This window comes from Streptococcus rifensis, from assembly GCF_053203525.1.
Genome location: NZ_JBRUCW010000008.1, coordinates 59,922 through 84,189 on the forward strand (window position 1 = coordinate 59,922; position 24,268 = coordinate 84,189).

Here is a 24,268-nt window from a genome sequence, read left to right on the forward strand (position 1 = left end):
CTATAATAGAAAAAACAATAACTAGGGAGAACTGCGATGAAGAAAATTTACTCAACCAAAATGATCAACACAGGTGGCCGTGCGGGTGAAGTCCATGCACCGGACAACTCGATCCAATTCCAGATTGTTCAGCCAGGGCAAAAGGTGGACGGTGCAACCAACCCTGAGCAGTTGTTTGCAGCAGGTTTTAGCAGTTGCTTTAACAGTGCTCTTAGCTATGTTCTCTCTAGCAAACAGTTGACCAACAGCAGCACCGTTTCAGCGACTGTGTCTATGTACAACTTGAGCACAGGCCCAGTTCCTGATGTGACGCTCGGTGTTGACATCGAAGGCCACATCGAAGGCTTGTCTTTGGATGAAGCACAAATTTTGCTGGAAGAAGCCCACAAAGTCTGCCCATACTCACGCGCAGTAGCAGGCAACATTGAGGTCACAGTCAAAGCTGTCTAATACGACCCTTTTAAACGACACTCAGAAAAAATCAGACCTCGAATGCCGAAAGGATTCAGGTCTCTTTTTGTAGGGGTGGTATGGATAATAGTTCCAAAACCACTATTTGAAAACCGTAGCAAAGCTGAGAAAAGAATTTCAAAAAGTGATATAGTAAACAGAGTAAAGGTAAAGTACTGTCCCGAAACCAGTACTCTAGTGTGGTTTGTTAAAGCAAAATGTTCCAAAAGAAAGCGAGGAATCAGGATGAAACTATCTGTCTTAAACTTAGCCCCGTTGCGGGAAGGGCAAGAGTTCAAAGAGGCCATGGATGATTTGGTGGTCTTGGCCCAAAAGGTCGAAGGGATGGGCTATGAGCGGTATTGGATCGCAGAGCACCACAATTCTAAAACTATCGCCAGCAGTGCCACCCAACTCCTCATCCAGCAGACGCTAGCCAATACAGAGAGTATCCGAGTAGGCTCTGGTGGGGTTATGCTCCCTAACCACACGCCTTACATCGTAGCTGAGCAGTATGGGACCCTGGAGACCCTCTACCCTGATCGGGTCGATTTGGGCCTTGGTCGGGCACCGGGAACGGACCAACAAACGGCGCGTGCCATCAGACGGACAGACAACCTCAATCCCCATTTTGAGGAAGATATTCAAGAGTTGCAAGGCTATTTTGCAGATACCTTGCCTGTTCATGCCTACCCAGCTGCAGGGCAGGATGTGCCACTTTTTATCTTAGGCTCTAGCACGGACAGTGCCCACCTGGCTGCCAAACTCGGCTTGCCTTATGTTTTTGCGGCCCATTTTGCCCCACGGATGCTGATCCAAGCGGTAGCCATTTACCGTAGGGAATTCAAACCCTCAGCTACCTTGGCTAAACCTTATGTCATCCTCTGTGCCAATGTCATTATGGCCGATACGGACGAGGAAGCCCAGCGCTTAGCGACTACACAGACCATGAGTTTTGCAGGGATTGTGACTAATAGAGGGCAAAAGTTACAGCCACCGAAACATTCAGACGATGAGGTGTGGGAAGATATTTTGCCATCCTCAGAAGTACCCCATTTTGGACCGGTGTCGTTCAATGCTCAGATATCATTGAATCGGGTCAAACAAGCCGTCAGCCAAATGACGGCAGGCTCTTTTGTTGGGAGTAAAGCCTCTGTCACAGCCCAGCTACAAGCCATGAAAAAACAAGTAGATTTTGACGAATTAATGGCTAACACGTATATTTTCGATCAGGAAAAACAGGCCTATTCCTATCAGCTTTTGGCGGAAGTGATTAAGGAGGGGTGCTAGAAAGGAGAAGCGCTTAAAGATGAGAGCGACCTTTAGCAATCACATACTAAACGCTGCCAAGAAACCATTATTAGGCGCTTTTAGCATCATTTTTCATATCAATCTTCTGGATTGCCTGTCTACTTTTTTAAAAAAAGTGAGTCAATCTCTGGACAAATTTCTCATTATCAGTTATACTTGTATCACAAACAAGAACAAGTTAGAAAGGAGGATTCGTACAATGGATACCAAATTCTCTGTGGCCCTGCACATCTTGGCTATGATTTCAGAGAGTCAGAAAACCCTATCCTCTCAGGCTCTAGCGGAAAGTGTCGGGACCAATGCCAGCTATATCCGCAAGGTCATCGGGCTCTTAAAAGGAGCAGGACTGATTGTCTCCCATCAGGGCAAGGTCGGCTACCAGCTGACCAAGGCCGTTTCAGAGATTAGTCTCTTGGAGGTTTACTATGCTACCCAGGAGGTAAGCCAGGTCAAGCTCTTTCAGGTCCACCAGTCGCCTAACGAAGATTGCCCGGTAGGAAAGCACATTGACCAGGCCCTGACGCCAGTCTTTTCAGACATCGAAGATGCCTTGACCAAGCAGTTAAAAGACCATAGCCTCGCAGACGTTATCCACAATCTCTATGACCAGGCTGGTCTAAGCAAACACTCTTAAGCAAAAGAGTGTTTTAAATCGCTCAACCTATACCTGTATTAGATACAAGTATAACCATTACCATTAGAAAAGGAAAAATCCATGAAAGCAGCACAACATACCACTTATAACAAAAGCTCCCTCACGCTTAATCTGACCGATTTAGATGTCCCACAGATTGCGCCCACACAGGTTTTGGTCAAGGTGAGCGCAGCGGGTGTCAACCCTCTGGACAATATGATTTCCCGTGGCGATGTCAAGATGATCGTCCCTTATGAGATGCCCCAAACAGCTGGTAATGAGCTGGTTGGTCGGATCGAAGAAGTCGGCGCAGCCGTTCAGGGGTTTGAACAGGGAGACCGTGTTTTTGCCCGCTTGCCCTTGGATGCGATCGGCGCCTTTGCGGAGTACGTCGCTGTCGATAGTGCAGCCCTTGCCCATGTCCCTGATTACTTGACAGATGTGGAAGCAGCAGCGGTTCCCTTGACGGGACTCACCATCATGCAGGCCCTTGATCTGATGGAGGCCAAGGCTGGCCAAACCCTCTTTATTTCTGGAGGGACCGGAGGTGTTGGTGGGATGGCGATTCCCCTTGCTAAGGCCAAAGGCTTGCGCGTCATCACCAATGGCAATGGAAGTCATGAGGAGCGTGTCCTAGCCCTCGGTGCAGATCAGTTTATCGATTACCAGACAGAGGATTATAGCCAAGTGCTGAGCGAAGTGGACCTTGTCCTTGATACCCTAGGTGGCGAGGAAACAGAGAAGCAGATGACTATCCTAAAAAAAGGAGGACATCTGGTCTCGCTCCGTGCCATGCCGAATGGTGCTTTTGCCAAACGAATGAAGCTGCCAACATGGAAGCAACTTCTCTTTAGCCTTGCTGGTCGCACCTTTGATCAGATGGCTAAAAAATACGGTGTCCGCTATGACTTTATTTTTGTGGAGAGCAATGGGGCCCAACTCCAAGAAATTGCTGCTATCATGGATAGTCTTAAACTCAAACCGTCTATTGATAGTGTCTACCCATTTGAAAAGGTCAATGCTGCTCTGGACAAGGTTGCTAATGGGCGCTCCAGCGGGAAAACGGTTTTGACCATGAAGGGGGAATAAGATGAGCTATATAAAAACGGCGAATCAATTCGTTTCGGTCTCGGGTCAGCTGCTGGCCTACAGAGAGTTAGGACAGGGGCATGCCGATCGTCCCTTGGTTTTACTGACGCATTTGGCAGCAACCTTAGATGAGTGGGATCCTCTGCTAGTTGACCGATTGGCAGAAGAGCGCCATCTTATCCTGCTTGACTTACCAGGTGTAGGTGCTAGTCAAGGTCGGGTGCCAGCGAGTATTCCCCAAATGGCTGCGCAGGCCATTGCCATGGTGGAGGCATTGGGCTATTCAGAAATCGACCTCCTAGGTCTCTCTATGGGGGGCATGGTGGCTCAGGAAGTGATTCGTCTAAAGCCGTCGCTGGTGTATCACCTTATTTTAGCCGGAACCGCTCCTCGTGGGGGTCTTGGGGTCGATAAGGTTACAAGCAAGACCTTTCAATTCATGTTAAAGGCAGGTCTTGAAAAGGTTGACCCGAAACGCTATATTTTTTACAATCATGACGAAGAAGGGGGCAGGCAGGCGCAATTCGTGCTCAACCGTATGGGCAAGCGTCAGACAGCCTTTGCAGATAAAAAGATAACTGTGCCTGCTTTTCTGACACAACTGCTAGCAATCAAACGTTGGGGAAAGGATAATCAAGATGATCTATCTTTTATTCAGCAGCCCACCTTGATTGTCAATGGAGATGAGGATAGGCAGGTCCCAACGGTTAACTCCTATGACATGCATGACAAGATTGCCAACAGCAAGCTGATCATCTATCCAAATGCTGGTCACGGCTCCATCTTTCAGTACGCAGAAGAATTTTCACGAGAGGTCAAGCTCTTTTTAGGAGAATAAAACCATGAAGACCATTATCATTACTGGTGCGACAGACGGCATCGGAAAACACTTAGCTAAAAAACTGGCAGCAGAAGGCCATCGTCTCATCATCCATGGGCGCAACCCGCAAAAGTTAGAAACAACGGTAACAGAGATCATGGATGTGTCCCCAAACGCCACTCTTTCTGCCTATCTAGCGGATTTTTCTAAGATGGCTGATGTTTACGCCTTTGCGTCATCGATTCAGCAGGATTTTGACCGGATCGATGTTTTGATCAATAATGCTGGCATCTTTGCAGGTAGTGAGCGTCTAGCCACTGTAGAAAACATTGAACATACCTTTATGCTGTCCGTTCAGGTGCCCTATATCTTAACGACAGAACTACGGCCCTTGTTGGAAACTGCTCCTGAAGGTCGTGTTATCAACACATCGTCTTACATGCACCATTTTGCCTCTGTCAAGGACCTAGACTTTGGCATGGAAAAAGATTACAGTGCTAAACAGGCCTACAACAATGCCAAGCTCTACCTGATTTGGCTAACCTGCTACCAAGCCCAGCAATTCAAACAGGAAGGCTCTAAAATCACCATCAATGCCTATCATCCTGGTCTGATCGCGACAAATTTGGGCAATACCAATGGGAAGAAGAAAGAGACTAAATCGCTCGTGAGCCGTGTGATCAAGTCAGTCTATCAAAGTCTTGATGAGGGGATTGAGACGGGCTACTTTTTAGCCCTGTCGGATCAGGTCGCTGCGATAAGCGGCGCTTACTTTGACACTAAGACCATAAAGCGCGTGTCCTATAAGGGCTATAACGATGAGAAGGCCAAGGCGCTTTTAGCCTATTGCGACCAAAAAATCTTTGACTACAAGGAAAGCTTGCTTTAACGATAAGAGAAAACCCACCTTTAGAAACGATTCTGAAGGTGGGTTTCGTCTTATCTGAGCGGCGTCTTAGACCAGGTTCAAAGTTTTTTGGTAGATGGCTAAATCCTCATCGGTAAAGACATCAAAGATGACCGTGAGCTGGGGGTGTTTGGCCTGGAAGAGACGGACTGTTTTGATAGCGACTTGAGCCGCTAGTTCCTTTGGAAAGCGAAATTCTCCTGTACTGATGCAGCAAAAAGCCAGGCTTTCTAAATCATGGTCAAGGGCTGCTTGGAGACCGGTCTTGGTTTCCCAATTTGGCCACCAGCTTAGCCTCATCATTCCTTATTACCTGGTCGATGTCTTGGTCCAATTCCAGTCCTTTGATCCAGAATTACCCAATAAAAAATGGCGGTTGTAAGTGGTTTTTTAAGAAGAATTGTTGAAATTGATTCGAAAGGGTCAGTTTTTGGATGTTTTCAGTTCTTTATTGCCAATGAGCGATCCCAGATGAATTAACTAACAAGAAAAAGCCCGCAGGAAGGGCTTTAATCATTGCTTTAGTCCTCATACCTCCAACTATTTTGCAAGGCGGTGATCAGTGGGAGTAGTGACGCTTTGTCCTCTTTACGATAGGTGGCATAGAAGTCCAGCTGAGCAGCTTCATCTCGGATTTTGAGGGTCGTTCTCCGAGTATCTTTTGGATGATGACTGGCTCCTGTCGACAGATTAGTGACAAAATAAGGAAAACTCGAATGGTCTAAGATAAGTGAAAAGTTGTCGGACTCGTTTTGGTAGAGAAAGGTTGCATCTGGTATTTCCGTTTGGATAATGTCTTTCCAAACGCCGATATTCGAGAGAACCACAAAGCTCAAATTAGCCAAGTCACAAAAGGAAACTTCCTCAGTGATTGAGGGCAGTGTCATGCGATCCACATTGACGGATAAATGCTCTGTTCCAAGATAAATAGAAGAGAGTTGGTCTGTTTCAAGTTCTCTGTTTGAAATGGCTAAAGTCACCTGATGCGTCAGCAGTGCTTCTTCCATAACATTGGGGTCAAGAAAGGTTTCGAGTGGTTGAATGGTGCTGGATTCAGGAAGCTGATTTAAGAGGAGGAGAGGCCCAGGTGCCACACTAGCGATAATCGTTTTGGTGCGACTACTGTCAAATGTCTGAACCTGAGTCAAAAACTCTTTTTGCGCTTGCAGGATTCTTTTAGCCTGTTGGGCTGTAAATTGTCCTGTTTCAGTCAGAGAAATACGATTTGGCTTGCGGTTAAAGAGGGTTACTCCTAACTCTTCTTCCAACTTTTGCATTCCTCTTGTGACCGTCGGTTGAGTGACATGGAGGTGTTTTGCGGTAGCTGCCAGAGTACCAAACTTTTCAAAGGCGACTAGTTCTTCTAATAAATAGTTATCAATCATTGCTTACTCCTCCTTCTCAAGCATACGTTTATAGTATACTACCATAATTATTAAGTCATTTTCAAGTATTTACCTATTGGTTATAATGGTCTTATCAAATGAAAAGAGGTCATACTATGGAATATACGACTTTAAATAACGGCATCAAAATGCCTATGGTAGGATTTGGTGTTTTTCAGATTCCGGATCCTGCGGTCTGTCAAGAAGTAGTTGAAACAGCGATTAAGACTGGCTATCGTTTGATTGATACGGCTGAAGCTTATGGTAACGAAGAAGCAGTCGGCAAAGCAATAAAGGCAGCAGGTGTGCCACGTGAAGAACTTTTTATCACCACCAAAGCCTTTATCCAACATATCAACTATGAGGGGGTTAAGGAAGCCTTCGCAGAGTCATTACGAAAATTAGATTTGGACTACCTTGATCTCTATCTCCTTCATCAGCCTATTGGAGATACCTTTGGAGCCTGGCGGGCATTAGAGGAACTCTACAAAGAAGGAAAGGTCCGTGCAATAGGTGTATCAAACTTTAAGGATGATCAAATTGCCAACTTATCCCTCTTTAATGAGATCACGCCAGCAGTCAATCAAATTGAACTCCATGTTTTTCATCAAAAGGAAAAATCTGTTGCCTATCAGACTTCGAAGGGGGTGCAAGTAGAGAGTTGGGGTGCCTTTGCAGAAGGGCAATTTGATGTCTTTAACAACCCTGTATTGACAGCTATTGCTCAAAAACACGGGAAAACAACTGCGCAAGTGATGTTACGCTGGCAATTACAACGAGGAATCGTCAGCTTGTCTAAATCCGCTAATCCAGAGCGTGTCAGACAAAATGTTGACATTTTTGATTTTGAACTATCGGTAGATGACATGGCAGCTATTAAAGGGTTAAATACGGATACGACTGTCTTTAATGACCACCATGACCCCAAGACAGTGGAGTTGCTAGCTGGATATGTTGGTAAATCATTTTAAAAAAACTTAAAAAGAGAGAACCATCGGTGAAAACAGAAAAAGGCTAACGGATTGAAGAAGAACTCGACATGAATGAAAATGAGTTCTTCTTTTTCTTAACAAAATTTAGTAAAACTATTTGACTAATTGCCAAATGGATGATAAACTGAGTGTCATAAAAGTAAAAAAGTTTTACTAATTTAGCAAGGAGAATCCTATGGAAAAGCTGATTGCAATGGCAAAAGACCGTTTTGAAGCGGTTAATACCAAGGTCTTGGAAACAACTTTGGACGGTGAAGCTGTCCTTGAGGTGCATAAGGCTGAGAAGATCATGGTCTTTGACGAAAACACCTATGCCAAGCTCAAGGACTTAACCTTTAAAGATGGGGTGATTGAGGTCAGCGTGCGCAGCCAATTCTTACCTGAAGCACCTGATTTTGCTAGAGGTTTCATCGGTATCGCCTTTCGCATTAGTGAGGACGATGACCAGTTTGAATCCTTCTATGTTCGTCCGACCAATGGCAACCAGGAAGACCCTGTTCGCGCCAACCGTGCCAGTCAATATTTTGCCTATCCGGACTACAAGTTTGATTACTTTAGGGAGCAGGGCATCACGGCCTATGAAGCGCCAGCAGATATTGCCCTTGACGAATGGATCAGGATTCGAGCGGAGATTGCTGGTCAAGAAGCAGTCTTTTATGTCAATGGTCAAGAAATCTTGCGGGTGTCTGATTTAAAACTTGGTGCAGATTCCCGGGGCAGTTTAGGCCTATTTGTAGACATTGGCACTCGAGGCTTTTTCAAGGATTTGAAGGTGACGGTTAATGATTAAGGCAAATACCATGCGGGCCATCCTTGTTGATGCGCCTGGGGGACCTGAGGTCCTACAACTTCGAACGGTAGCAAGGCCAGAGCTTAAAGCTGGCTGGTCTTTGGTCAAGGTTAAGGGTTTTGGCATCAACCGCTCCGAGATTTTTACACGGCAAGGACTCTCTCCCAGTGTTCGATTTCCGAGAATTTTAGGGATTGAGTGCGTTGGCCTTGTTGCGGAAACAACAGATCCTGAGCGTTTGCCAGTTGGAACAAGAGTTATCTCCTTGATGGGGGAGATGGGACGGGACTTTGACGGTTCCTATGCAGAATATGTCCTCTTGCCCAATGCGCAAATCTATCCGATTGCGACAAGTCTTGACTGGGCAACCTTCGCGACGATTCCAGAAACCTATTACACCGCCTATCTGGCCTTGATAAGCTTACGAATTGAACCGTCAGATAGGGTCTTGATCCGTGGGGCAACGAGTGGGGTCGGTGTGGCCTTCGCTCAACTGATTAAAGCCCAATTTCCTCAGATAAGTCTTGCAGGAACAAGTAGAAGCCTTTCCAAGCAGAGCCAGCTAGAAGCAGTTGGTTTTGACCAAGTCCTGCTGGATCAGGAGGATAAGCTTCAGACAGAGGAGATGTTTGACAAGGTCTTGGAGTTGATTGGGCCAAGAACCATTGCCAATAGCCTCGAACACACCAAGGATTTTGGTATTGTCTGCAGTGCTGGTCAGTTGGGTGGGCAGTGGTTTTTGGAAGACTTTGATCCCATCATGGCTTTACAGGGCAATCGCTACCTCACCACGGCCTACTCAGGTAGGGTTTCCCAGGGCAGTCTTCAAAGACTGTTTGACTTTATCGAGCGTTATCAGGTCACGGTCAAACCAGAGAAGATTTACCGACTCGAGGAGCTAGCCAAGGCCCATGGTCGCATGGAAGCCACAGATAGTTTTGGGAAAAACATTGTACTATTGGAGGACACCGATGAACTTAGCTAAGCAATACGCCAAACTGCGCGATGAGCAGTTTGCCTTATACGAACACTATGCCAGACAGCACGGCATGAACTACAAGGGCTTGTTAGTGCTCCTTTGGCTCTACAACAATCCCCAAGGCATTTCACAAAAGACTCTTTGTGACAAGACTTACTCGACCAAGCAGGTGGTCTACGCCATTATCCATGGCTATATCGAAAAGGGCTACGCCACCATGGAGCCATCGCAAAAAGACAAGCGCAGTAAGATTGTGGTGCTCACACAAGTTGGGCGTGAGTATGTGGCTGGGATTGTCGAGCCCCTAGACCGTATGGAGGAGCAAGCCATCTCTCACCTTAACCAAGAGCAAATGAATGCTCTGCTAAAGGGAACCGCTTTTTTTACCCAATACCTCAAAGCAGAAATGGGGGTCGACTAGGTGCTCAATGATATGCTGGCTTATCTTAGCCAAAACAGTTCAGCCTATTGGACTGCTGTCTGGGAGCACCTGAGCCTAAGCTTTCTAGCCTTGGGAGCCGCCCTTGTGATCGGGCTTCCCTTGGGCTATTGGTCGTCCCAATCCCCACTGGTGCGCAAGTTAAGTCAAGGCAGTGTGCAGGCCCTTCGGGTTATCCCGAGTTTGGGGATTCTCTTTATCCTGATTCCCATTATGGGTGTTGGGAAAGTTCCTGCCTTAATCGCCCTGGTTATCCTTGGACTACCGTCTATTCTGCTCAATACCGTTGTTGGCTTTGGGGAAGTCTCTCCAGTCCTGACTGAGACTGGTCTGGGCCTTGGGATGACACGTTTGCAACTCTTATGGCGGGTGCAACTGCCCCTAGCCCTACCTTATATTCTCAACGGCATCAAGCTCGCACTGGTTGAGGTGATTGCCAGTGCGACCCTTGCGACCTATATTGGAGCAGGGGGCCTAGGAGAACTCATTTTTACAGGACTTGGCCTGTACCGCATGGACCTTTTGGTCATCGGTGGCGGCTCTGTCGCTTTCTTATCATTTTTAACCATGATTCTATTTGATCTTACTATTAAAGGAGTAACACCACATGACATCTAAAAAAACACTTATGGGCCTTTTACTCGGTCTCATCCTTATCGCCGTCGCAGTTTTTGCCTTTTTGAACAAAGGCGACAATACAGCCAACAATACATCTAGCGCATCGAGTGAGCCGATTCGGATTGGTTCTAAAGACTTTACGGAAAACCTTGTGGTGGCTGAAATTTATGCCCTGGCCTTGGAAGATAAGGGGTATATGGTTGAACGTGTCCCAAACATTTCAGGCTCCCTAATCCATAATTCTCTCATCAGTGATGAGATTGACCTCTACCCTGAGTATACTGGTACTGGTTTGTTGTCTATCCTAAAAGCGGAAATGCAAACAGACCCTGATAAGGTTTATGAGACTGTTAAAAACCAGTACAAGGAGCAATTCCAGGTAACTTGGTTGGACTATGCTGCGGCCAATGATGGCCAAGGCTTGGTGATCCGTACAGCAGTGGCTGAGGAATTGGGCATTAAGACTATTTCAGACCTTCAAGAGCATGCGACTGAATTGCGTTTCGCGTCCCAAGGGGAGTTTGACCAACGTGAAGACGGTATTCCAGGCCTTGAAAAGACCTACGGTACCTTTGCATGGAAATCGTCAAAAGTCTACGATAACAGCCTCAAATACTCAGTTCTTGAAAATGACGAAGCAGATGTGACACCAGCTTATACCACTGAAGGGCAATTGGTAAACACGGACAAGTTCACCTTGTTAGAAGATGACAAACAATTCTGGCCACCATATAACTTAGCCCCAGTTGTCCGCGACGCTACCTTAGAAGTTAATCCAGCCATCGCTGAGATTCTCAATGCGATTTCTGCGCAGCTTGACACCGAAACAGTCACTGCCTTAAATGCCAAGGTTGACGTTGATGGCGAAGAGTACACCGACGTTGCCAAGGCTTACTATGATAGCTTGAAAACCAAGTAAGGAAAAGAATGAACAAAGCAATGATAGAACTACGCCAGGTCAGCAAGTCTTATGGAGACAAGCGGGTGGTTGACCAGGTGGATTTAAAGATCGATAAAGGGGAATTCATCACCATCCTTGGAACCTCAGGTTCTGGGAAGACGACTATTCTCAAGATGATTAACCGCTTGATTGAGCCGTCTGAGGGCCAAATCTTCTTTGACGGAAAAGACAGCAGTAGCCTTGATCCTGTTGTCCTTCGCCGGCAAATCGGCTATGTGGTCCAGCAGATTGGCCTCTTTCCTCATATGACTGTTGCTGAGAATATCGCAACGGTTCCAAACCTTCTTGGCTGGGATAAAGCTGCCATTGACCAGCGGGTGACGGACTTGTTGGACCTGATTCAGTTGCCAGCTAAGGACTACGCCAATCGGTATCCCAAGGCCTTATCTGGTGGGCAGCAGCAGAGGGTAGGAGTTGCGCGTGCCCTTGCGGCGGATCCTGACGTCATGCTCTTTGACGAGCCCTTTGGTGCCATTGATGCTATTACCCGCAGTGACTTGCAGGAGCAGTTGCAGAGCATTCACCAAGCCTTGGGGGATAAGACCTTTGTCTTTATTACCCATGACATTTATGAGGCCTTTAAGCTGGGGACTAAGGTGATCATTATGGACCAGGGTAAGATTTGCCAGTACGATACGCCAAGAAACATCTTGAACAATCCTGATAGCGCCTTTGTCGAGAAGTTGATTGCGACAGCCCGTCAGCAAGAAGGGCTCTTGGAGATTGCCCATGATTGACTATTACCAAAAAGCCTCCCAGCAACTCGTTACGGCTATTAGCCAGCACTTGTCTCTAGTCGGTATTAGTCTTGGGCTAGCCTTGCTTTTGGCTAGCTTGCTGACGCTTGTCCTCCATTTTTACCCCAAGTGGCAGGGAGCTTCAACCTATGTGTTAAGCCTGCTCTATGCCATCCCAAGCTTTGCCCTCTTTGCCCTTCTTATCCCCTGGACCGGTCTCGGGCGGACCACGGCTATTACCGTATTGGTCATCTATGCCCAGTATAGTCTTGTCAGAACCTTTTTGGCCGGTCTATCCCAGGTCGATACCAGTGTCAAGGAAGCTGCTATCGGTATGGGCATGACGCCTTGGCAGGTCTTTTGGAAAGTGGAGTTGCCACTGGCTGTCCCAGCGATTTTCGCAGGTATCCGGATTGCGGCCACTGCAATCATTGCGATTGGCACCATTGCTGCGACCATTAATGCTGGAGGTCTCGGGACGATTTTATTCGATGGCTTGCGGACCATGAGCATGCCAAAACTCCTCTGGGGCATTCTTCTCACTGTAGGGCTTAGTCTTTTGGTCAATCTGATTCTCTATTTGGTTGAAGAGTTGGTGAAGCCATTTTAACCATTAGAAAACCCTCTCATCTGGCTCTGCGATAACAGAATCAATGAGAGGATTTTTCATTATACCTAAAAGTAAAATGTATGCTCAATGGCATTTCAGATGAGAATAGGTGATCATACTACTAGTAGACCTGATAATACTCTGATGAAGTCAGCGTGGTTTAGGTCTGTTTTTCAAAGATTGTAGGCCGTCTATGCCAAGGCTTCGATTTTTTGCTGGATCCTGTCGACTTCGGCGCCAAATTGGTAGTCCCAGTCTTCTTTTAGGACCGTAAGCATGTCCTGATAAGCCTTGATGGCATTGGCCTTGTCGCCAAGTCTCAAGTAACACTGGGCGATAGCATAATGATAGTCCGTATAGCGTGGTTTTTCTTGTGCCTCAAAGGCTGCTCGCCAAATCGGAATGGCTTCTTCGTAACATTCATGCTGGGAAAGGCTATTGGCGACGGAGAAAAGGACACGCCAATCATCAGGATAGCGCTCAGCTAAGTCTAAATACTGCGCTTTGACAGCAGAAAAACGGCTTTCCTTTTCCCTAATGAGAATGCTGTAATAATCATTGAGGCGGTCAGGGTTTTTCTGATAGGATTCCTCTAAGTAATCTTTGGCGTCGTTTAAACGCCCATCTTCAATCAGGTTATCTAGCAAAAAAGCGTAGATGCGTTTGTTTTCTGGGGCGATCCGTAAGATTTTCTGGTAGTAATCGATCAATTCATGGTGATTTTTGGTGTCCCAATCATAGAGAGCACCGCGTGACGCATTGTTAATGATGGTCAGGTCAGCCTTGGAATCTGGGGAGAGTTCCAGCGCTTTCTTAGCATAGATAGTGGCTTTTTGCGCCAAACCTTCAGACTGCTTGAAATAGAGATAGCCAAGCGTTGAGATAGCATCGTAATGGCTTGAATCGTCTCGAATCTCATCTAATAAAAATTGCTCAAATTCAACGAACTCACTATTGGTCAGACAGGATTCGCTAGCAATCCGACTGTCAATACGGGCATACATTTTTTCTTTGGTGTAGCCAAAGAGGGAGTCGATGCTGACACCAAACAGCGTCGCTAGTTCCGGCAAGAGGCTGATATCTGGCTGGCTAAACTGGGTTTCCCACTTGGAAACGGCTTGATTGGAAATGCCTAATCTCTCAGCTAATTGTGATTGACTAAGACCAGCTTTTAAACGTAATTCTTTAATCGTATCTCCAATGGTTTTCATAGAAGACCTCCTTGTACTGATGGTCAAGTGCACTTGCTGTCTTTATTATAGCCCTTGGAGCATCAATCAACAATAGGAAATTAGTTGGGTTTCCTATGCATTTAGTTGATATGAGGCTAAAAATGCTCATTTTCCTAATATTTTCTAAAAAAATAGTAAATATCGTAGAAATGTTCAGAAGATTGTGATACAATGGTCAAAATTTACTTTTTGGAGGTAGCGAATGGCTATTTATAACTTTTCTGCAGGCCCTGCGGTCTTGCCCAAGAAAGTGTTGACAAAAGCGCAATCTGAATTCTTAGATTATGCGGGCACTGGCATGAGTGTTATGGAGCTGTCGCATCGCTCCAAACCGTTTGAAGAGATCATTCAGCAAGCAGAAAGCCTCCTCAGAGAGCTCATGCACATTCCAGACAACTACAAGGTCCTCTTTTTACAAGGTGGCGCGTCCACTCAGTTTAGCATGTTGCCCCTTAACTTAGCGCCAGGCAAGAAAGCCTACTATGTCGTGGCAGGTTCTTGGGGCAAAAAAGCCTATACAGAAGCGGTTAAGTTGTCTAAAACGATCGCTTTTGAGCCGATTTTATTGGCATCTTCTGAAGACAGCAACTTTGATCATATTCCAAGTTTTGAGGCGTCAGCCATTGACCCTGATGCGGCCTATGTGCACATCACGACCAATAATACCATTGAAGGGACAGCTGTCTATGACCTGCCAGATACCAACGGTGTGCCACTAGTAGCCGATATGAGTTCTAACATTTTAGCCTTTGACTATCAGGTGTCTGATTTTGGTTTAATCTATGCCGGGGCTCAGAAGAATATTGGCCCTGCCGGTGTGACCTTGGTCGTGGTGCGTGAGGACCTCTTGAATGACAGTCCTGTTTTGTCTTCTATGTTAGATTACAGAATTCAGGCTGATAATGGCTCTCTCTACAATACCCCGCCAACTTACGGGATTTACATGGCAAAACTCGTCTTTGAGTGGGTCAAATCCCTAGGTGGAGTTGCTGGCATGGAAGCTAAGAACCGTGAAAAATCAGGCTTGCTCTATGACTTTATCGAACAGTCAGACTTTTACACTAGCCCTGTTAAGGACGTTAAAGATCGTTCGCTCTGCAATATCCCATTTGTCTCTCCAAACGATGAATTGGACGCTCTCTTTAACAAGGAAGCTGACGCAGCAGGGTTTAAAAACATCAAAGGGCACCGTTCTGTCGGTGGGATGCGAGCGAGTCTTTACAATGCTTTCCCGCTAGAAGGTGTTGAAGCCTTGATTGCCTTTATGGCAGATTTTGAAGCTAAACATAAATAGGAGAAAACCATGGTATTTAGCGTAAAAACCTTTAACAATATTAACAAGATTGGCTTAGCTGAACTAGGCAATAGCATCCAAATTGATGGGGACAAGTCTGATAATCCTGATGCCTATATCCTTCGTAGCGAGAGCCTTCATGGCAAAGCCTTCCCTGAAAACCTTAAAGCCATTGCTCGGGCTGGTGCAGGGACCAACAATATCCCCATCGATGAGGCAACAGCAGCAGGAATCGTTGTGTTCAACACGCCTGGGGCTAATGCCAATGCGGTCAAAGAAGCCGTTATCACTTCGCTCTTGCTGTCGGCGCGTGATTATTTCTCAGCAACCAAATGGACCAACACCTTAAAAGGGGCTGATGTGCCCAAGCAAATCGAAGCTGGTAAAAGCCAGTTTGCAGGAACTGAAATCTCTGGCAAGACCCTCGGAGTTATCGGTCTTGGGGCCATCGGTGCGCGCATTGCTAACGACGCCCGTCGTTTAGGAATGAATGTTCTTGGTTATGACCCTTATGTGTCTATTGAGACAGCTTGGAGCATTTCAAGCCATGTCAAGCGGGTCAATGATCTCAAAGAGATCTTTAGCCAGGCTGACTACATCACGGTCCATGTTCCGCTGAATGAGGACACCAAAGAAACCTTTAACGAAGAAGCCTTTGCTCAAATGAAAAAAGGCGTGACTCTGGTCAACTTTGCCCGGGATGAACTGGTTAACCATAAGGCGCTCTTTGCAGCCTTGGAAGCCGATGTGGTCAAACGCTACATCACTGACTTTGGAACCGAGGATCTCCTCCACCAAGACAAAATCACTGTTTTCCCGCACGTTGGAGGCTCGACCGAAGAAGCTGAGTTAAACTGTGCCATCATGGCCAGTCAAACCGTTCGCCAATTCTTAGAGACAGGTGAAATTACCAACTCTGTCAACTTCCCTAACATGCACCAAGTGCAAGATGCACCTTACCGCATCACCTTGATCAATAAAAACGTGCCGAATATCGTGGCTAAGATTTCAACAGCTGTTTCTGACTTGGACATCAATATCGACAACATCCTCAACCGCTCACGCGGGGATTATGCCTATACGCTTCTTGATTTAGATGAAAGCAACAAGGACAAAGTCGATTCCTTGGTTCAAGCCTTTGAAGATAACCAAGATATCATCCGTGTGCGATTGATTGAGTTGAAAAAATAGACCTATAACCCAGCTTCGTCTGGGTTTTCTTGCGTCTCGGCCTTAAAAATAGTATCATAGAAGAATACTAAATCAGTGGGAGACGATAAGATGGAGATCAGATTAGCACACCCTAATGAAGTGAATCGGATTGTGGAAATTTTTGAACATGCGAGAGCTTTTTTAGCAGCCTCAGGGAGCGATCAGTGGCAGGGCGAGGATGGCTATCCTAATGCAGATAATGTCATTGATGATATTTTAGCAGGATACGGATATGTTGGCTTGATTGAGGGCACGATTGTTGCTTATGCAGCTGTCATTGACAGCGGAGATCCTGCTTATGAGAAAATTTACGATGGCAAATGGGCCCATAATAACCCAATCTATACCGTTTTCCATCGGATTGCAGTGGCTTCCGATTATTCTGGAAAACAGGTGGCCCAGACCTTTTTGCAAGGGTTGATTGAAGGGCACAATGCTAGGGATTTTCGCTGTGATACCCATGAGAAAAATGCCATTATGCAACACATTTTGACCAAGCTAGGCTATGTTTACTGTGGCAAAGTGCCAATCGGTGGTGAGCGTCTCGCTTACCAAAAAATCAAGGGCAAGCACGAAAGAGCCCTAGTACAAAACGTTGGCGATTTTTATGAAACCGACTAAGCTTCTCTACCGGACAGTTTATGAGACACCCCTTGGTCCCATGAGCCTGATTGCTGATGATCAGGCCTTACTAGGTGCCTACTTTGTCGGCCAAAAGCACTATGAAAAAGGTTTTGAAACGGCTTCTTTTATTTCAGAATGCAACTCACCACTGAACCAGACCGTGAACTGGCTAGACGCTTATTTTAAAGGGGAAATGGCAGAGCTGCCACCATTAGCTCCTACAGGTACCCCCTTTCAGACCAGGGTTTGGGCGTTGCTTTCAGAGATCCCCAAGGGAGAGACCGTGACCTATGGTCAACTGGCTCAAACCCTAAACTGCCGATCCGCTCAGGCCATAGGAGGAGCAGTGGGTCGAAATCCCCTAAGTCTCTTTATTCCTTGTCACCGCGTGTTGGGAGCATCTGGCCAGCTCACAGGCTATGCTGGTGGCCTTGACAAGAAAATCTGGCTTCTAACCCATGAGCAGGTTTCTTTAGATACCAGCTCTGCAATCTTACCAAAGAAATGAGGACCCTATGCTAACCTTTTACCAATACCCAGTTTGCACCACCTGCAAGAAAGCACAAGCGGAACTAAAAACGCTTGGTCTTGAAGTGGACACCATTAATATCAAGGAAACCCCACCGAGTAAGGCACAGCTGAAAGCTTGGCTAGACTCAGGCGATTACCCCCTTAAAGCCTTCTTTAACACCAGTGGCAACTCCTATAAAGCTCTTGGTCTCAAAGACAAGTTACCGAGCCTTTCTGAGGACGAGGCCTTAGAGCTCTTAGCAGCGGATGGCATGTTAATCAAGCGGCCTATCTTAGCAGATGGCGATAAACTCCTTCAAATTGGCTATCGCAAAGCCTATAAAGACCTAGGGTTATAGCAAAAAACGACTATCGAGCTCGATAGTCGTTTTTCATATCAGACATTTTAACGCATAGTGACAAATTCTTCCGAACCTGTTGGGTGAATGGCCACAACAGCATCAAAGTCTGCCTTGGTTGCGCCCATCTTCATGGCAACGGAGAAGCCTTGAATCATCTCGTCCACACCATAACCGATACCATGGAGGCCGACCACTTTCTCATCAGCGCCAACAACAACTAGTTTGAGCTTGGTCATTTGACGGTGTTGGGTGACAGCTGAATACATAGAGGCAAAGCTTGAGGTATAGATTTTGACTTGCTCTTCCCCATAAGCCTTGATGGCTTCAGGTTCAGTCATGCCGACGGTACCGATAGCAGGGTGAGAAAAGACAACTGTTGGGATATCCTTGTAGTCCATTTTAGCATTAGTTTGCCCGTTAAAGAGACGTTCCGCCAAGGTCCGTCCCGCCTTGATGGCAACAGGGGTTAATTCTTTTTCACCCGTCACGTCACCAAGGGCATAGATAGTTGGGACAGCCGTATTTTGGAATTCATCGACTTCGATAAACCCTCGGTCCGTCAGGGTGACACCAGCCGCCTCCAGATTAAGAGAGCTGATATTGGGACGGCGACCAATAGCCCAGATCACCCGTTCAGCTGTGTGTGTCGTGCCATCTTCAAAGGTCAATTGCAGGTGACCGTTTTCTAATGGTTCAAGCTTGGAAGGCACTTTGTGGGTGTGGAGTGGTAGCTTAGTTCGCTCCATCTCCTCGACCAAGGCTTTTACGATATAAGGGTCAAAGGTACGCAGAGGACTTTCCTTACGAACAAAGAGATCCGTTTTAACCCCAAGTCCATGCAAGACACCCGCTAGTTCAACTGCGATATAGCCAGCACCAATAACCGCTACTGATTCTGGCAGGCTCTCCCAAGCAAAGAAATCATCAGAAGTTTCCCCCAGTTCAACACCTGGAAGATCAGGAAGAGCTGGCTGAGCACCTGTTGCGATTAAGATGTGCTTGGCTGTGTAGTGTTCACCATTGACCTCGATCGTTTTGCTGTCCACAAAGTGGGCGAAGCCCTCGATGTGGGTCACGCCATTACGATTCCAGTTATTGGCGTAGCCATTGCGAGACCGACTCACATAGCCTTCACGATTTTCACGGAGTTTGGCAAAGTCGAATTGGATCTTATCAGCAGTAAAGCCATAGTCAGGGCCATACTGATGAATGGTCTCAGCAACTTGAGCACCATACCACATGATTTTTTTAGGGACGCAACCCAGATTGACGCAGGTCCCACCGACAAGTCCGCCCTCGATGACAGCGACCTTAGCCCCATGCATGGCTGCGCGGTTGACAAAGCCAGAACCGCCTGACCCACCGCCGATTGCAATGGCATCAAATTCTTTTACCATAATATCCTCCAATATCTTGACGTTTCTTTCATTGTAGCTTTTTTTAAAAAAGAGGTCAAAAATCCGCTACGTCTCATCTTCTTAAAAATTTTTGGAAAAGACTTGCCAAACGGTTTTAAAAATTGTATTATATAAACAGAACAAAGATACAAAAAGGAGTTACCCATGTTTAAAGGAAAAAGTAAGGGATTTAAGGCGGCAGTTATAGGCCTATCAGCCCTTGTTGCAGCAATTGTAGTTGCTATTCTATATTTAGGTTTTAAGGGAACAGGCACAAGTCAGCAAGCAGAAGCTGAACAGGTCTATTCAACAGCAGAAGCTAAGGAAGGGCAGTTGACCTCCTCGACCCTCTTAACAGGGATGGTCAAGGCTGATCAAGAGCAGTATATCTACTATGATGCGACTAAAGGGGAAATCGCTTCAATCGCTGTGAATGTAGGCGATCAGGTTCAGGTGGGTCAAACCATCGTCACCTATGAATCAGCTGATGCTCAAGCAGCTTACGACACCGCTGTTCGAGCACTCAACAAGGTCGATCGGCAAATTTATGAATTAAACACTTACGGTGTTGTCGTTAGTGAAACAGGAGATGCCGAAACTGATCAAGAGGCCTTCTCTTCTGCTCAGCGTACCGTTGATGGGCAAATGCAGGACCTTCAAGATGCGCGTGCTGATGCAGCATCTGCAGTTGATAAAGCTAGGGTAGCCCTAGATGATGCCAATGTTAAGAGTACCGTAGCAGGGACAGTGGTAGAAGTGAACCGCGATGTGACCAAGAGCACGACCAGCTCTGCGCAGACAGTGGTTCATATTGTTAATAGTGACAGTCTGGTTGTAGCTGGTGAGATGTCCGAATACAACTTGGCCAATATCAAAAAAGATCAAGACGTCACCATTACCTCTAAAGTCTATCCTGATAAAACCTGGAACGGGAAAGTCAGCTATATTTCTGATTATCCTGCTAATGCCGGGGAAGCAGCATCAGCCGTTGCAGGAGCAAGCTCATCTGGATCCTCTTCTAAATATCCTTTCAAAGTAGCCTTGACCAGCGAACTGGGCGAACTTAAGCAAGGGTTTACCGTTAGTATCCAAGTCAACACGGACCAAAAAGGGATTGTCGTTCCTGTGGCAGCAGTCTTGACGGATGATGATACCAACTTCTATGTTTATTCTTATGATAAGTCTAGCAAGAAAATCAAACGTGTTGATGTGGAAGTTGGTAACGCAGATGGTGAGAGCCAACAAGTGACCACTGGCTTAAATGCAGGAGATGTGGTCCTTGCTGATCCGACCATGGACCTTAAAGACGGTCAGGAGGTGACAGTCAATGACAAAGCCACTGATTGAGATTTCAAAAATTAACAAATCCTATCAAAACGGTGACCAAGAACTTCGTGTCCTCAAAGACATTAGTCTAACCATTAATGAGGGTGAGTTTGTCGCCATCATGGGGCCATCCGGATCCGGGAAATCAACCCTGATGAATATTATTGGCCTCTTGGATAAGCCAACCTCAGGCAGCTATGACTTAGAAGGTCAGGAAGTTGATAGCCTCGGCGATCAAGAATTAGCGAAGGTTCGCAACAGGCAAATCGGCTTTGTCTTCCAGCAATTCTTCCTCCTATCCAAACTCAATGCTCTTCAAAATGTGGAATTACCCTTGATCTATGCGGGTGTTTCGCCAAGTAAGCGTCGTGAACTGTCCAAACAATATTTAGAAAAAGTAGAACTGGCGGAGCGCATGCATCACTTACCCTCAGAGTTATCTGGTGGCCAGAAACAACGGGTAGCCATTGCACGAGCTCTGGTCAATAGTCCTGCTATTATCCTAGCGGATGAACCAACGGGTGCCCTTGATACCAAGACGGGTGCGCAAATCATGGATCTTTTGACCGACTTAAACCGTGAAGGTAAAACCATTATCATGGTCACCCATGAGCCTGAGATTGCAGACTATGCGACCAGACGAATTGTGCTTAGAGATGGTATTATCACAGAAGACATAATGAAAGGAGAGGTGATTTAATGGAGAATTGGAAATTTGCCCTTTCCTCAATCTGGAGCCACAAAATGCGCTCTTTCCTGACCATGCTAGGTATTATCATCGGGGTCGCAGCGGTCGTAGTTATTATGGCACTAGGACGCGGGATGACCGATCAGGTCATCAACAGTTTCTCCCAAGACCAACAAGACCTGCAACTCTACTACGAATCTACAGAAGAGTCGGCAGATGGTTTTTTTATGGGTATGGCTTATGGTGAAGAAGCCCCTGAAATCAAGGAAGAGTGGTTGATTCCTCTCAGAGATATTGAAGGTGTTGAGAATTATTATGTGACTAATAATACTATGGACACGGTTAGCTACGAAAATAAATCAGCGGAGTCTGTCACCCTAACAGGTGGAAACCAAACCTACTTTGAAGTCAAGGATTATAAGGTCCTGGCAGGACGTAGCTTCCGAGCTCAGGACTTCGCTACTTTTTCTAGCATCATCATGATCGATCAAAAATTGGCTGAAAAACTTTTTGGCGACATGGCATCATCCATCAATAAGATTGTCACGGCTGGCAGTAAAAGCTTCCTTATTATCGGAGTTTACGAAGACCCGAATGCCGGGACAGCAATCTACGGTATGGCCTCAGAAGGAAGCGCCTTAATGACCAACGTCCAATTGGCTGCAGAATTTGGCAGTTCAGAAGTCGGGTCAGCCTATGTTCATATCTCAGATCCTAAAAGGGCAACGGAGATAGGGGATATGGCTGCCGCTAAATTAACGGAGGTCTCTGGAGTTGCTGAAAAAGGTGGTCGTTTTACCACTTTTGACATCAGTAGTTTTGTGGATGAGATCAATGCTTCCTTTGGTCTTATGACAACCATCATTGGAGCCATCGCAGGTATTTCCCTTTTGGTTGGAGGGATTGGGGTTATGAATATCATGCTGGTATCCGTGACTGAGCGGACCAGAGAAATTGGTCTACGTAAAGCCCTCGGAGCGACACGCTTTAAAATTTTGACCCAGTTCTTAATCGAAGCCATGGTTTTGACCATGATTGGTGGTGCTATCGGTCTAGGTTTTGCCTTTGCCATGACTAAAATCATTGAAGGCCTCATGGCTAGCAATCCTGATATGGCTATTCCACTTAGTGTTTCTATTGATGTGGCTCTTGGAGCTATTGCCTTTTCAGCCCTTATTGGTATAGTCTTTGGACTTTTGCCGGCCAACAAGGCTAGCAAGCTCAACCCGATAGAAGCTCTACGTTACGAATAGGAGAGGAAGGAGTCTCAAATGAAGAAAATTCTTGTTTGTCTTAACTTTGCTTTGACAGTCTTCTGTCTGGCCGGTTGCTCACTTCTAAGCACAAAACAAACTAGCCAAGAGAAAATTACTGTCTATGATGTGGAAAATACCAAAATTTTTGAGACGACCAACCAAGACGTGCTCGATATTTTTGGAGAATACATCGGTCAGGCTGGAGGAACAGCAGAAGGGACAGAAATTTTTAGTGATATACCAGACGATGCTGAGGTCCTCTATCACTTTGAATTTACTGGAGAGAGCGGTCATGTGGTCAATCTCTATAATTATAATAATTATGATTACCTGCTCCTTGAGAAATTACCAATCATTGGAGATATACGCTTTGAGATGGATCAAGAGACAGCTGAATGGATGCGACAACCATCTAATTGGGAAAGTAACTAAGAACCAAAACCAAGTGGCCTGAAACGATGACGCTTGGTTTTTGATTGGTTAAGATATTCGCTATTTTCTGTATTATTTAAAAGAAATTAAATATATTTCAAAAACATTACAAAAAAGTTACAAAGCGACTTGAAAAAATCTGATTTTTTGGTATAATAGGATTGATAGTAATCAGAAAAGTGTTTTAACATGGAGGATTGAAATGAAAGGAAAAACGTTAGCAGCAATTGTGACCCTTATGAGTGGGATCATTCTTTTTAGCGCGTGTAGTAGTAAGGGTGACAAGAAAGAAAGTCAATCCAGTTCGAGTGCGGTAACAACTCAAGCAAAGGATAAATCTAAAGCAAAAACAAGTAAGAGTACTTCTTCGTCAGAAAAAAAATCAAAAAGTAGTAATCAAACTAAAAAAGAAGCGACAACCAAGTCGTCGCCTTCAGCAAAAAAAACAGCAGAATCAAAGACCTCCTCATCAATCACACCTTCAACAACCGAGACTTCGAATCCACAAACGGCTAGCAATTCTGAGGCAACCCCAGTTACTGGGATGAATGTGGAGGCTATAGCAAAGGGAGATTTTTCAAGTATAGCGGGAACTTGGCAAAATGACCTCGGCCAAACCTTAGTCTTTAATAACAACGGACTTGTTTCCGATGAAAATGTTATTGGCTTTCTCGGTCTTTCAGATCAAGGATTAGCTAGCTTTGGCCTGCAACCAGTGCATTCAGCTGTAGGGGGTGCAGGGCTTTACATGATCCCTCAAGGAAAGAACAGCCCGTCAGGACTTAACTTTGGACAGGATGCAATGACAGCTGGACAGAGTGCTGGATCTGAAAACCATCCATTTTATAAAGTTTCATCCAGCACTGCTGCGCAACCATTTTCAAATCCAAGTGACGCAACAACAACGATTCCTGAAGGCAGTATTGCCATTATCAGAGATGTTCCTGTCTATGCTTTCCCTGATAGACTATCAGAGCCAGTTTTTGACTACCCTGCGGGTAGCTATGTCCTTTGTGATCAGTATTTTGAACAAGATGGTGAGTATTGGTATAGCTATATTAGTGAGACTGGGGAACGCTATTACTTTGCCGTTTCAGACATGTAAATGATATTATGACATTGCTATAGAGCATATAGGCGGTAGGAGGAATCCTATCGCTTTTTAGTTCAATGAGTTGTTTTAATCAATAATTAGTGATATTATAAGGTTATA

The 24,268-nt window shown here is 45.8% G+C and carries 28 protein-coding genes; 24 read left to right on the forward strand and 4 right to left on the reverse strand.

What is annotated here, in order from left to right:
• Positions 1 to 36 precede the first annotated feature (36 nt).
• The 6 genes from ACVRYP_RS06190 (at position 37) to ACVRYP_RS06215 (ending at position 5,193) form a co-directional block, all read left to right on the forward strand.
• Positions 37 to 450, forward strand: coding sequence for an Ohr family peroxiredoxin (locus ACVRYP_RS06190; RefSeq protein WP_447467870.1), 414 nt, complete (start codon positions 37 to 39; stop codon positions 448 to 450).
• Between the two features lie 246 nt (positions 451 to 696).
• Entirely contained in the window at positions 697 to 1,740 is a 1,044-nt protein-coding gene (locus tag ACVRYP_RS06195; RefSeq protein WP_447467871.1) for an LLM class flavin-dependent oxidoreductase, read from the forward strand.
• A gap of 220 nt (positions 1,741 to 1,960) precedes the next feature.
• Positions 1,961 to 2,395 carry an Rrf2 family transcriptional regulator gene (locus tag ACVRYP_RS06200; protein ID WP_447467872.1) on the forward strand — a complete coding sequence of 145 codons (435 nt, stop codon included), beginning with the start codon at positions 1,961 to 1,963 and terminating at the stop codon, positions 2,393 to 2,395.
• An 81-nt stretch (positions 2,396 to 2,476) separates the two neighbouring features.
• Positions 2,477 to 3,484 (forward strand): NADP-dependent oxidoreductase, encoded by a 1,008-nt coding sequence (locus ACVRYP_RS06205; RefSeq protein ID WP_447467873.1) that lies wholly within the window; start codon positions 2,477 to 2,479, stop codon positions 3,482 to 3,484.
• A 1-nt stretch (position 3,485) separates the two neighbouring features.
• Positions 3,486 to 4,322, forward strand: a complete 837-nt coding sequence (locus ACVRYP_RS06210; protein WP_447467874.1) for an alpha/beta fold hydrolase — start codon at positions 3,486 to 3,488, stop codon at positions 4,320 to 4,322.
• Between the two features lie 4 nt (positions 4,323 to 4,326).
• Positions 4,327 to 5,193, forward strand: coding sequence for an SDR family NAD(P)-dependent oxidoreductase (locus ACVRYP_RS06215; protein ID WP_447467875.1), 867 nt, complete (start codon positions 4,327 to 4,329; stop codon positions 5,191 to 5,193).
• Between the two features lie 66 nt (positions 5,194 to 5,259).
• Here the strand turns inward: ACVRYP_RS06215 and ACVRYP_RS06220 are convergent, their stop codons facing one another.
• Positions 5,260 to 5,514 (reverse strand): macro domain-containing protein, encoded by a 255-nt coding sequence (locus ACVRYP_RS06220; RefSeq protein WP_447467876.1) that lies wholly within the window; start codon positions 5,512 to 5,514, stop codon positions 5,260 to 5,262.
• 218 nt (positions 5,515 to 5,732) lie between these two features.
• Entirely contained in the window at positions 5,733 to 6,596 is an 864-nt protein-coding gene (locus ACVRYP_RS06225; RefSeq protein WP_447467877.1) for a LysR family transcriptional regulator, read from the reverse strand.
• Positions 6,597 to 6,712: 116 nt separating this feature from the next.
• Here ACVRYP_RS06225 and ACVRYP_RS06230 point away from each other — a divergent pair, with 116 nt between their 5' ends.
• The 8 genes from ACVRYP_RS06230 (at position 6,713) to ACVRYP_RS06265 (ending at position 12,722) form a co-directional block, all read left to right on the forward strand.
• Positions 6,713 to 7,567 (forward strand): aldo/keto reductase, encoded by an 855-nt coding sequence (locus ACVRYP_RS06230; RefSeq protein WP_447467878.1) that lies wholly within the window; start codon positions 6,713 to 6,715, stop codon positions 7,565 to 7,567.
• Between the two features lie 196 nt (positions 7,568 to 7,763).
• The gene (locus ACVRYP_RS06235; RefSeq protein ID WP_447467879.1) at positions 7,764 to 8,378 is read left to right on the forward strand and encodes a hypothetical protein; all 615 of its coding nucleotides are present in this window, start codon (positions 7,764 to 7,766) and stop codon (positions 8,376 to 8,378) included.
• 10 nt (positions 8,379 to 8,388) lie between these two features.
• Positions 8,389 to 9,363 carry a zinc-binding dehydrogenase gene (locus tag ACVRYP_RS06240; RefSeq protein WP_447467920.1) on the forward strand — a complete coding sequence of 325 codons (975 nt, stop codon included), beginning with the start codon at positions 8,389 to 8,391 and terminating at the stop codon, positions 9,361 to 9,363.
• On the forward strand, positions 9,350 to 9,778 hold the full coding sequence (locus ACVRYP_RS06245; RefSeq protein ID WP_447467880.1) for a MarR family winged helix-turn-helix transcriptional regulator: 429 nt from the start codon (positions 9,350 to 9,352) through the stop codon (positions 9,776 to 9,778). The genes ACVRYP_RS06240 and ACVRYP_RS06245 overlap by 14 nt, the downstream gene beginning before the upstream one ends.
• Complete coding sequence (locus tag ACVRYP_RS06250; RefSeq protein ID WP_447467881.1) at positions 9,779 to 10,414, forward strand: ABC transporter permease; 636 nt, start codon at positions 9,779 to 9,781, stop codon at positions 10,412 to 10,414.
• Entirely contained in the window at positions 10,404 to 11,333 is a 930-nt protein-coding gene (locus ACVRYP_RS06255) for a glycine betaine ABC transporter substrate-binding protein (protein ID WP_447467882.1), read from the forward strand. The genes ACVRYP_RS06250 and ACVRYP_RS06255 overlap by 11 nt, the downstream gene beginning before the upstream one ends.
• A 20-nt stretch (positions 11,334 to 11,353) precedes the next feature.
• Positions 11,354 to 12,112: an ABC transporter ATP-binding protein gene (locus ACVRYP_RS06260; RefSeq protein ID WP_447467921.1), complete on the forward strand. Its 759-nt coding sequence runs from the start codon at positions 11,354 to 11,356 to the stop codon at positions 12,110 to 12,112.
• Positions 12,105 to 12,722 carry an ABC transporter permease gene (locus ACVRYP_RS06265; RefSeq protein WP_447467883.1) on the forward strand — a complete coding sequence of 206 codons (618 nt, stop codon included), beginning with the start codon at positions 12,105 to 12,107 and terminating at the stop codon, positions 12,720 to 12,722. The genes ACVRYP_RS06260 and ACVRYP_RS06265 overlap by 8 nt, the downstream gene beginning before the upstream one ends.
• 191 nt (positions 12,723 to 12,913) lie before the next feature.
• Here ACVRYP_RS06265 and relB read toward each other — a convergent pair whose 3' ends face one another.
• Positions 12,914 to 13,933 (reverse strand): type II toxin-antitoxin system RelB family anti-toxin, encoded by a 1,020-nt coding sequence (relB, locus tag ACVRYP_RS06270; protein ID WP_447467884.1) that lies wholly within the window; start codon positions 13,931 to 13,933, stop codon positions 12,914 to 12,916.
• Positions 13,934 to 14,156: 223 nt separating this feature from the next.
• On the opposite strand from relB, the gene serC reads away from it, so the two are divergent.
• The 5 genes from serC to ACVRYP_RS06295 all read left to right on the forward strand — a co-directional run bounded on the left by serC (position 14,157) and on the right by ACVRYP_RS06295 (position 17,953).
• The gene (serC, locus tag ACVRYP_RS06275; RefSeq protein WP_447467885.1) at positions 14,157 to 15,248 is read left to right on the forward strand and encodes a 3-phosphoserine/phosphohydroxythreonine transaminase; all 1,092 of its coding nucleotides are present in this window, start codon (positions 14,157 to 14,159) and stop codon (positions 15,246 to 15,248) included.
• 9 nt (positions 15,249 to 15,257) lie between these two features.
• Positions 15,258 to 16,439, forward strand: coding sequence for a 3-phosphoglycerate dehydrogenase family protein (locus ACVRYP_RS06280; RefSeq protein WP_447467886.1), 1,182 nt, complete (start codon positions 15,258 to 15,260; stop codon positions 16,437 to 16,439).
• 90 nt (positions 16,440 to 16,529) lie between these two features.
• A complete protein-coding gene (locus ACVRYP_RS06285; RefSeq protein WP_447467887.1) occupies positions 16,530 to 17,081 on the forward strand; it encodes a GNAT family N-acetyltransferase in 552 nt (183 codons plus the stop codon).
• A complete protein-coding gene (locus ACVRYP_RS06290; RefSeq protein WP_447467888.1) occupies positions 17,068 to 17,592 on the forward strand; it encodes a methylated-DNA--[protein]-cysteine S-methyltransferase in 525 nt (174 codons plus the stop codon). The genes ACVRYP_RS06285 and ACVRYP_RS06290 overlap by 14 nt, the downstream gene beginning before the upstream one ends.
• A 7-nt stretch (positions 17,593 to 17,599) precedes the next feature.
• Positions 17,600 to 17,953 carry an arsenate reductase family protein gene (locus ACVRYP_RS06295; RefSeq protein WP_447467889.1) on the forward strand — a complete coding sequence of 118 codons (354 nt, stop codon included), beginning with the start codon at positions 17,600 to 17,602 and terminating at the stop codon, positions 17,951 to 17,953.
• A 47-nt stretch (positions 17,954 to 18,000) separates the two neighbouring features.
• Here the strand turns inward: ACVRYP_RS06295 and gorA are convergent, their stop codons facing one another.
• On the reverse strand, positions 18,001 to 19,353 hold the full coding sequence (gorA, locus tag ACVRYP_RS06300; RefSeq protein WP_447467890.1) for a glutathione-disulfide reductase: 1,353 nt from the start codon (positions 19,351 to 19,353) through the stop codon (positions 18,001 to 18,003).
• Positions 19,354 to 19,518: 165 nt separating this feature from the next.
• On the opposite strand from gorA, the gene ACVRYP_RS06305 reads away from it, so the two are divergent.
• The 5 genes from ACVRYP_RS06305 (at position 19,519) to ACVRYP_RS06325 (ending at position 24,160) form a co-directional block, all read left to right on the forward strand.
• Positions 19,519 to 20,700, forward strand: a complete 1,182-nt coding sequence (locus ACVRYP_RS06305; RefSeq protein WP_447467891.1) for an efflux RND transporter periplasmic adaptor subunit — start codon at positions 19,519 to 19,521, stop codon at positions 20,698 to 20,700.
• A complete protein-coding gene (locus tag ACVRYP_RS06310; RefSeq protein WP_447467892.1) occupies positions 20,681 to 21,379 on the forward strand; it encodes an ABC transporter ATP-binding protein in 699 nt (232 codons plus the stop codon). Before ACVRYP_RS06305 ends, ACVRYP_RS06310 begins: the two co-directional genes overlap by 20 nt.
• Positions 21,379 to 22,620: an ABC transporter permease gene (locus ACVRYP_RS06315; protein WP_447467893.1), complete on the forward strand. Its 1,242-nt coding sequence runs from the start codon at positions 21,379 to 21,381 to the stop codon at positions 22,618 to 22,620. The genes ACVRYP_RS06310 and ACVRYP_RS06315 overlap by 1 nt, the downstream gene beginning before the upstream one ends.
• An 18-nt stretch (positions 22,621 to 22,638) precedes the next feature.
• Positions 22,639 to 23,055: a hypothetical protein gene (locus ACVRYP_RS06320; protein WP_447467894.1), complete on the forward strand. Its 417-nt coding sequence runs from the start codon at positions 22,639 to 22,641 to the stop codon at positions 23,053 to 23,055.
• A gap of 202 nt (positions 23,056 to 23,257) precedes the next feature.
• Complete coding sequence (locus tag ACVRYP_RS06325) at positions 23,258 to 24,160, forward strand: DUF6287 domain-containing protein (protein ID WP_447467895.1); 903 nt, start codon at positions 23,258 to 23,260, stop codon at positions 24,158 to 24,160.
• The last annotated feature ends 108 nt before the right edge of the window (positions 24,161 to 24,268 follow it).

Excerpts from the sequence above, each read along its gene's own strand:
- ACVRYP_RS06190 (WP_447467870.1), top strand. The coding sequence starts at position 37 with ATGAAGAAAATTTACTCAACCAAAATGATCAACACAGGTGGCCGTGCG.
- ACVRYP_RS06195 (WP_447467871.1), top strand. The coding sequence starts at position 697 with ATGAAACTATCTGTCTTAAACTTAGCCCCGTTGCGGGAAGGGCAAGAG.
- ACVRYP_RS06200 (WP_447467872.1), top strand. The coding sequence starts at position 1,961 with ATGGATACCAAATTCTCTGTGGCCCTGCACATCTTGGCTATGATTTCA.
- ACVRYP_RS06205 (WP_447467873.1), top strand. The coding sequence starts at position 2,477 with ATGAAAGCAGCACAACATACCACTTATAACAAAAGCTCCCTCACGCTT.
- ACVRYP_RS06210 (WP_447467874.1), top strand. The coding sequence starts at position 3,486 with ATGAGCTATATAAAAACGGCGAATCAATTCGTTTCGGTCTCGGGTCAG.
- ACVRYP_RS06215 (WP_447467875.1), top strand. The coding sequence starts at position 4,327 with ATGAAGACCATTATCATTACTGGTGCGACAGACGGCATCGGAAAACAC.
- ACVRYP_RS06220 (WP_447467876.1), bottom strand. The coding sequence starts at position 5,514 with ATGATGAGGCTAAGCTGGTGGCCAAATTGGGAAACCAAGACCGGTCTC.
- ACVRYP_RS06225 (WP_447467877.1), bottom strand. The coding sequence starts at position 6,596 with ATGATTGATAACTATTTATTAGAAGAACTAGTCGCCTTTGAAAAGTTT.
- ACVRYP_RS06230 (WP_447467878.1), top strand. The coding sequence starts at position 6,713 with ATGGAATATACGACTTTAAATAACGGCATCAAAATGCCTATGGTAGGA.
- ACVRYP_RS06235 (WP_447467879.1), top strand. The coding sequence starts at position 7,764 with ATGGAAAAGCTGATTGCAATGGCAAAAGACCGTTTTGAAGCGGTTAAT.
- ACVRYP_RS06240 (WP_447467920.1), top strand. The coding sequence starts at position 8,389 with ATGCGGGCCATCCTTGTTGATGCGCCTGGGGGACCTGAGGTCCTACAA.
- ACVRYP_RS06245 (WP_447467880.1), top strand. The coding sequence starts at position 9,350 with ATGAACTTAGCTAAGCAATACGCCAAACTGCGCGATGAGCAGTTTGCC.
- ACVRYP_RS06255 (WP_447467882.1), top strand. The coding sequence starts at position 10,404 with ATGACATCTAAAAAAACACTTATGGGCCTTTTACTCGGTCTCATCCTT.
- ACVRYP_RS06260 (WP_447467921.1), top strand. The coding sequence starts at position 11,354 with ATGATAGAACTACGCCAGGTCAGCAAGTCTTATGGAGACAAGCGGGTG.
- ACVRYP_RS06265 (WP_447467883.1), top strand. The coding sequence starts at position 12,105 with ATGATTGACTATTACCAAAAAGCCTCCCAGCAACTCGTTACGGCTATT.
- relB (WP_447467884.1), bottom strand. The coding sequence starts at position 13,933 with ATGAAAACCATTGGAGATACGATTAAAGAATTACGTTTAAAAGCTGGT.
- serC (WP_447467885.1), top strand. The coding sequence starts at position 14,157 with ATGGCTATTTATAACTTTTCTGCAGGCCCTGCGGTCTTGCCCAAGAAA.
- ACVRYP_RS06280 (WP_447467886.1), top strand. The coding sequence starts at position 15,258 with ATGGTATTTAGCGTAAAAACCTTTAACAATATTAACAAGATTGGCTTA.
- ACVRYP_RS06285 (WP_447467887.1), top strand. The coding sequence starts at position 16,530 with ATGGAGATCAGATTAGCACACCCTAATGAAGTGAATCGGATTGTGGAA.
- ACVRYP_RS06290 (WP_447467888.1), top strand. The coding sequence starts at position 17,068 with ATGAAACCGACTAAGCTTCTCTACCGGACAGTTTATGAGACACCCCTT.
- ACVRYP_RS06295 (WP_447467889.1), top strand. The coding sequence starts at position 17,600 with ATGCTAACCTTTTACCAATACCCAGTTTGCACCACCTGCAAGAAAGCA.
- gorA (WP_447467890.1), bottom strand. The coding sequence starts at position 19,353 with ATGGTAAAAGAATTTGATGCCATTGCAATCGGCGGTGGGTCAGGCGGT.
- ACVRYP_RS06305 (WP_447467891.1), top strand. The coding sequence starts at position 19,519 with ATGTTTAAAGGAAAAAGTAAGGGATTTAAGGCGGCAGTTATAGGCCTA.
- ACVRYP_RS06310 (WP_447467892.1), top strand. The coding sequence starts at position 20,681 with ATGACAAAGCCACTGATTGAGATTTCAAAAATTAACAAATCCTATCAA.
- ACVRYP_RS06315 (WP_447467893.1), top strand. The coding sequence starts at position 21,379 with ATGGAGAATTGGAAATTTGCCCTTTCCTCAATCTGGAGCCACAAAATG.
- ACVRYP_RS06320 (WP_447467894.1), top strand. The coding sequence starts at position 22,639 with ATGAAGAAAATTCTTGTTTGTCTTAACTTTGCTTTGACAGTCTTCTGT.
- ACVRYP_RS06325 (WP_447467895.1), top strand. The coding sequence starts at position 23,258 with ATGAAAGGAAAAACGTTAGCAGCAATTGTGACCCTTATGAGTGGGATC.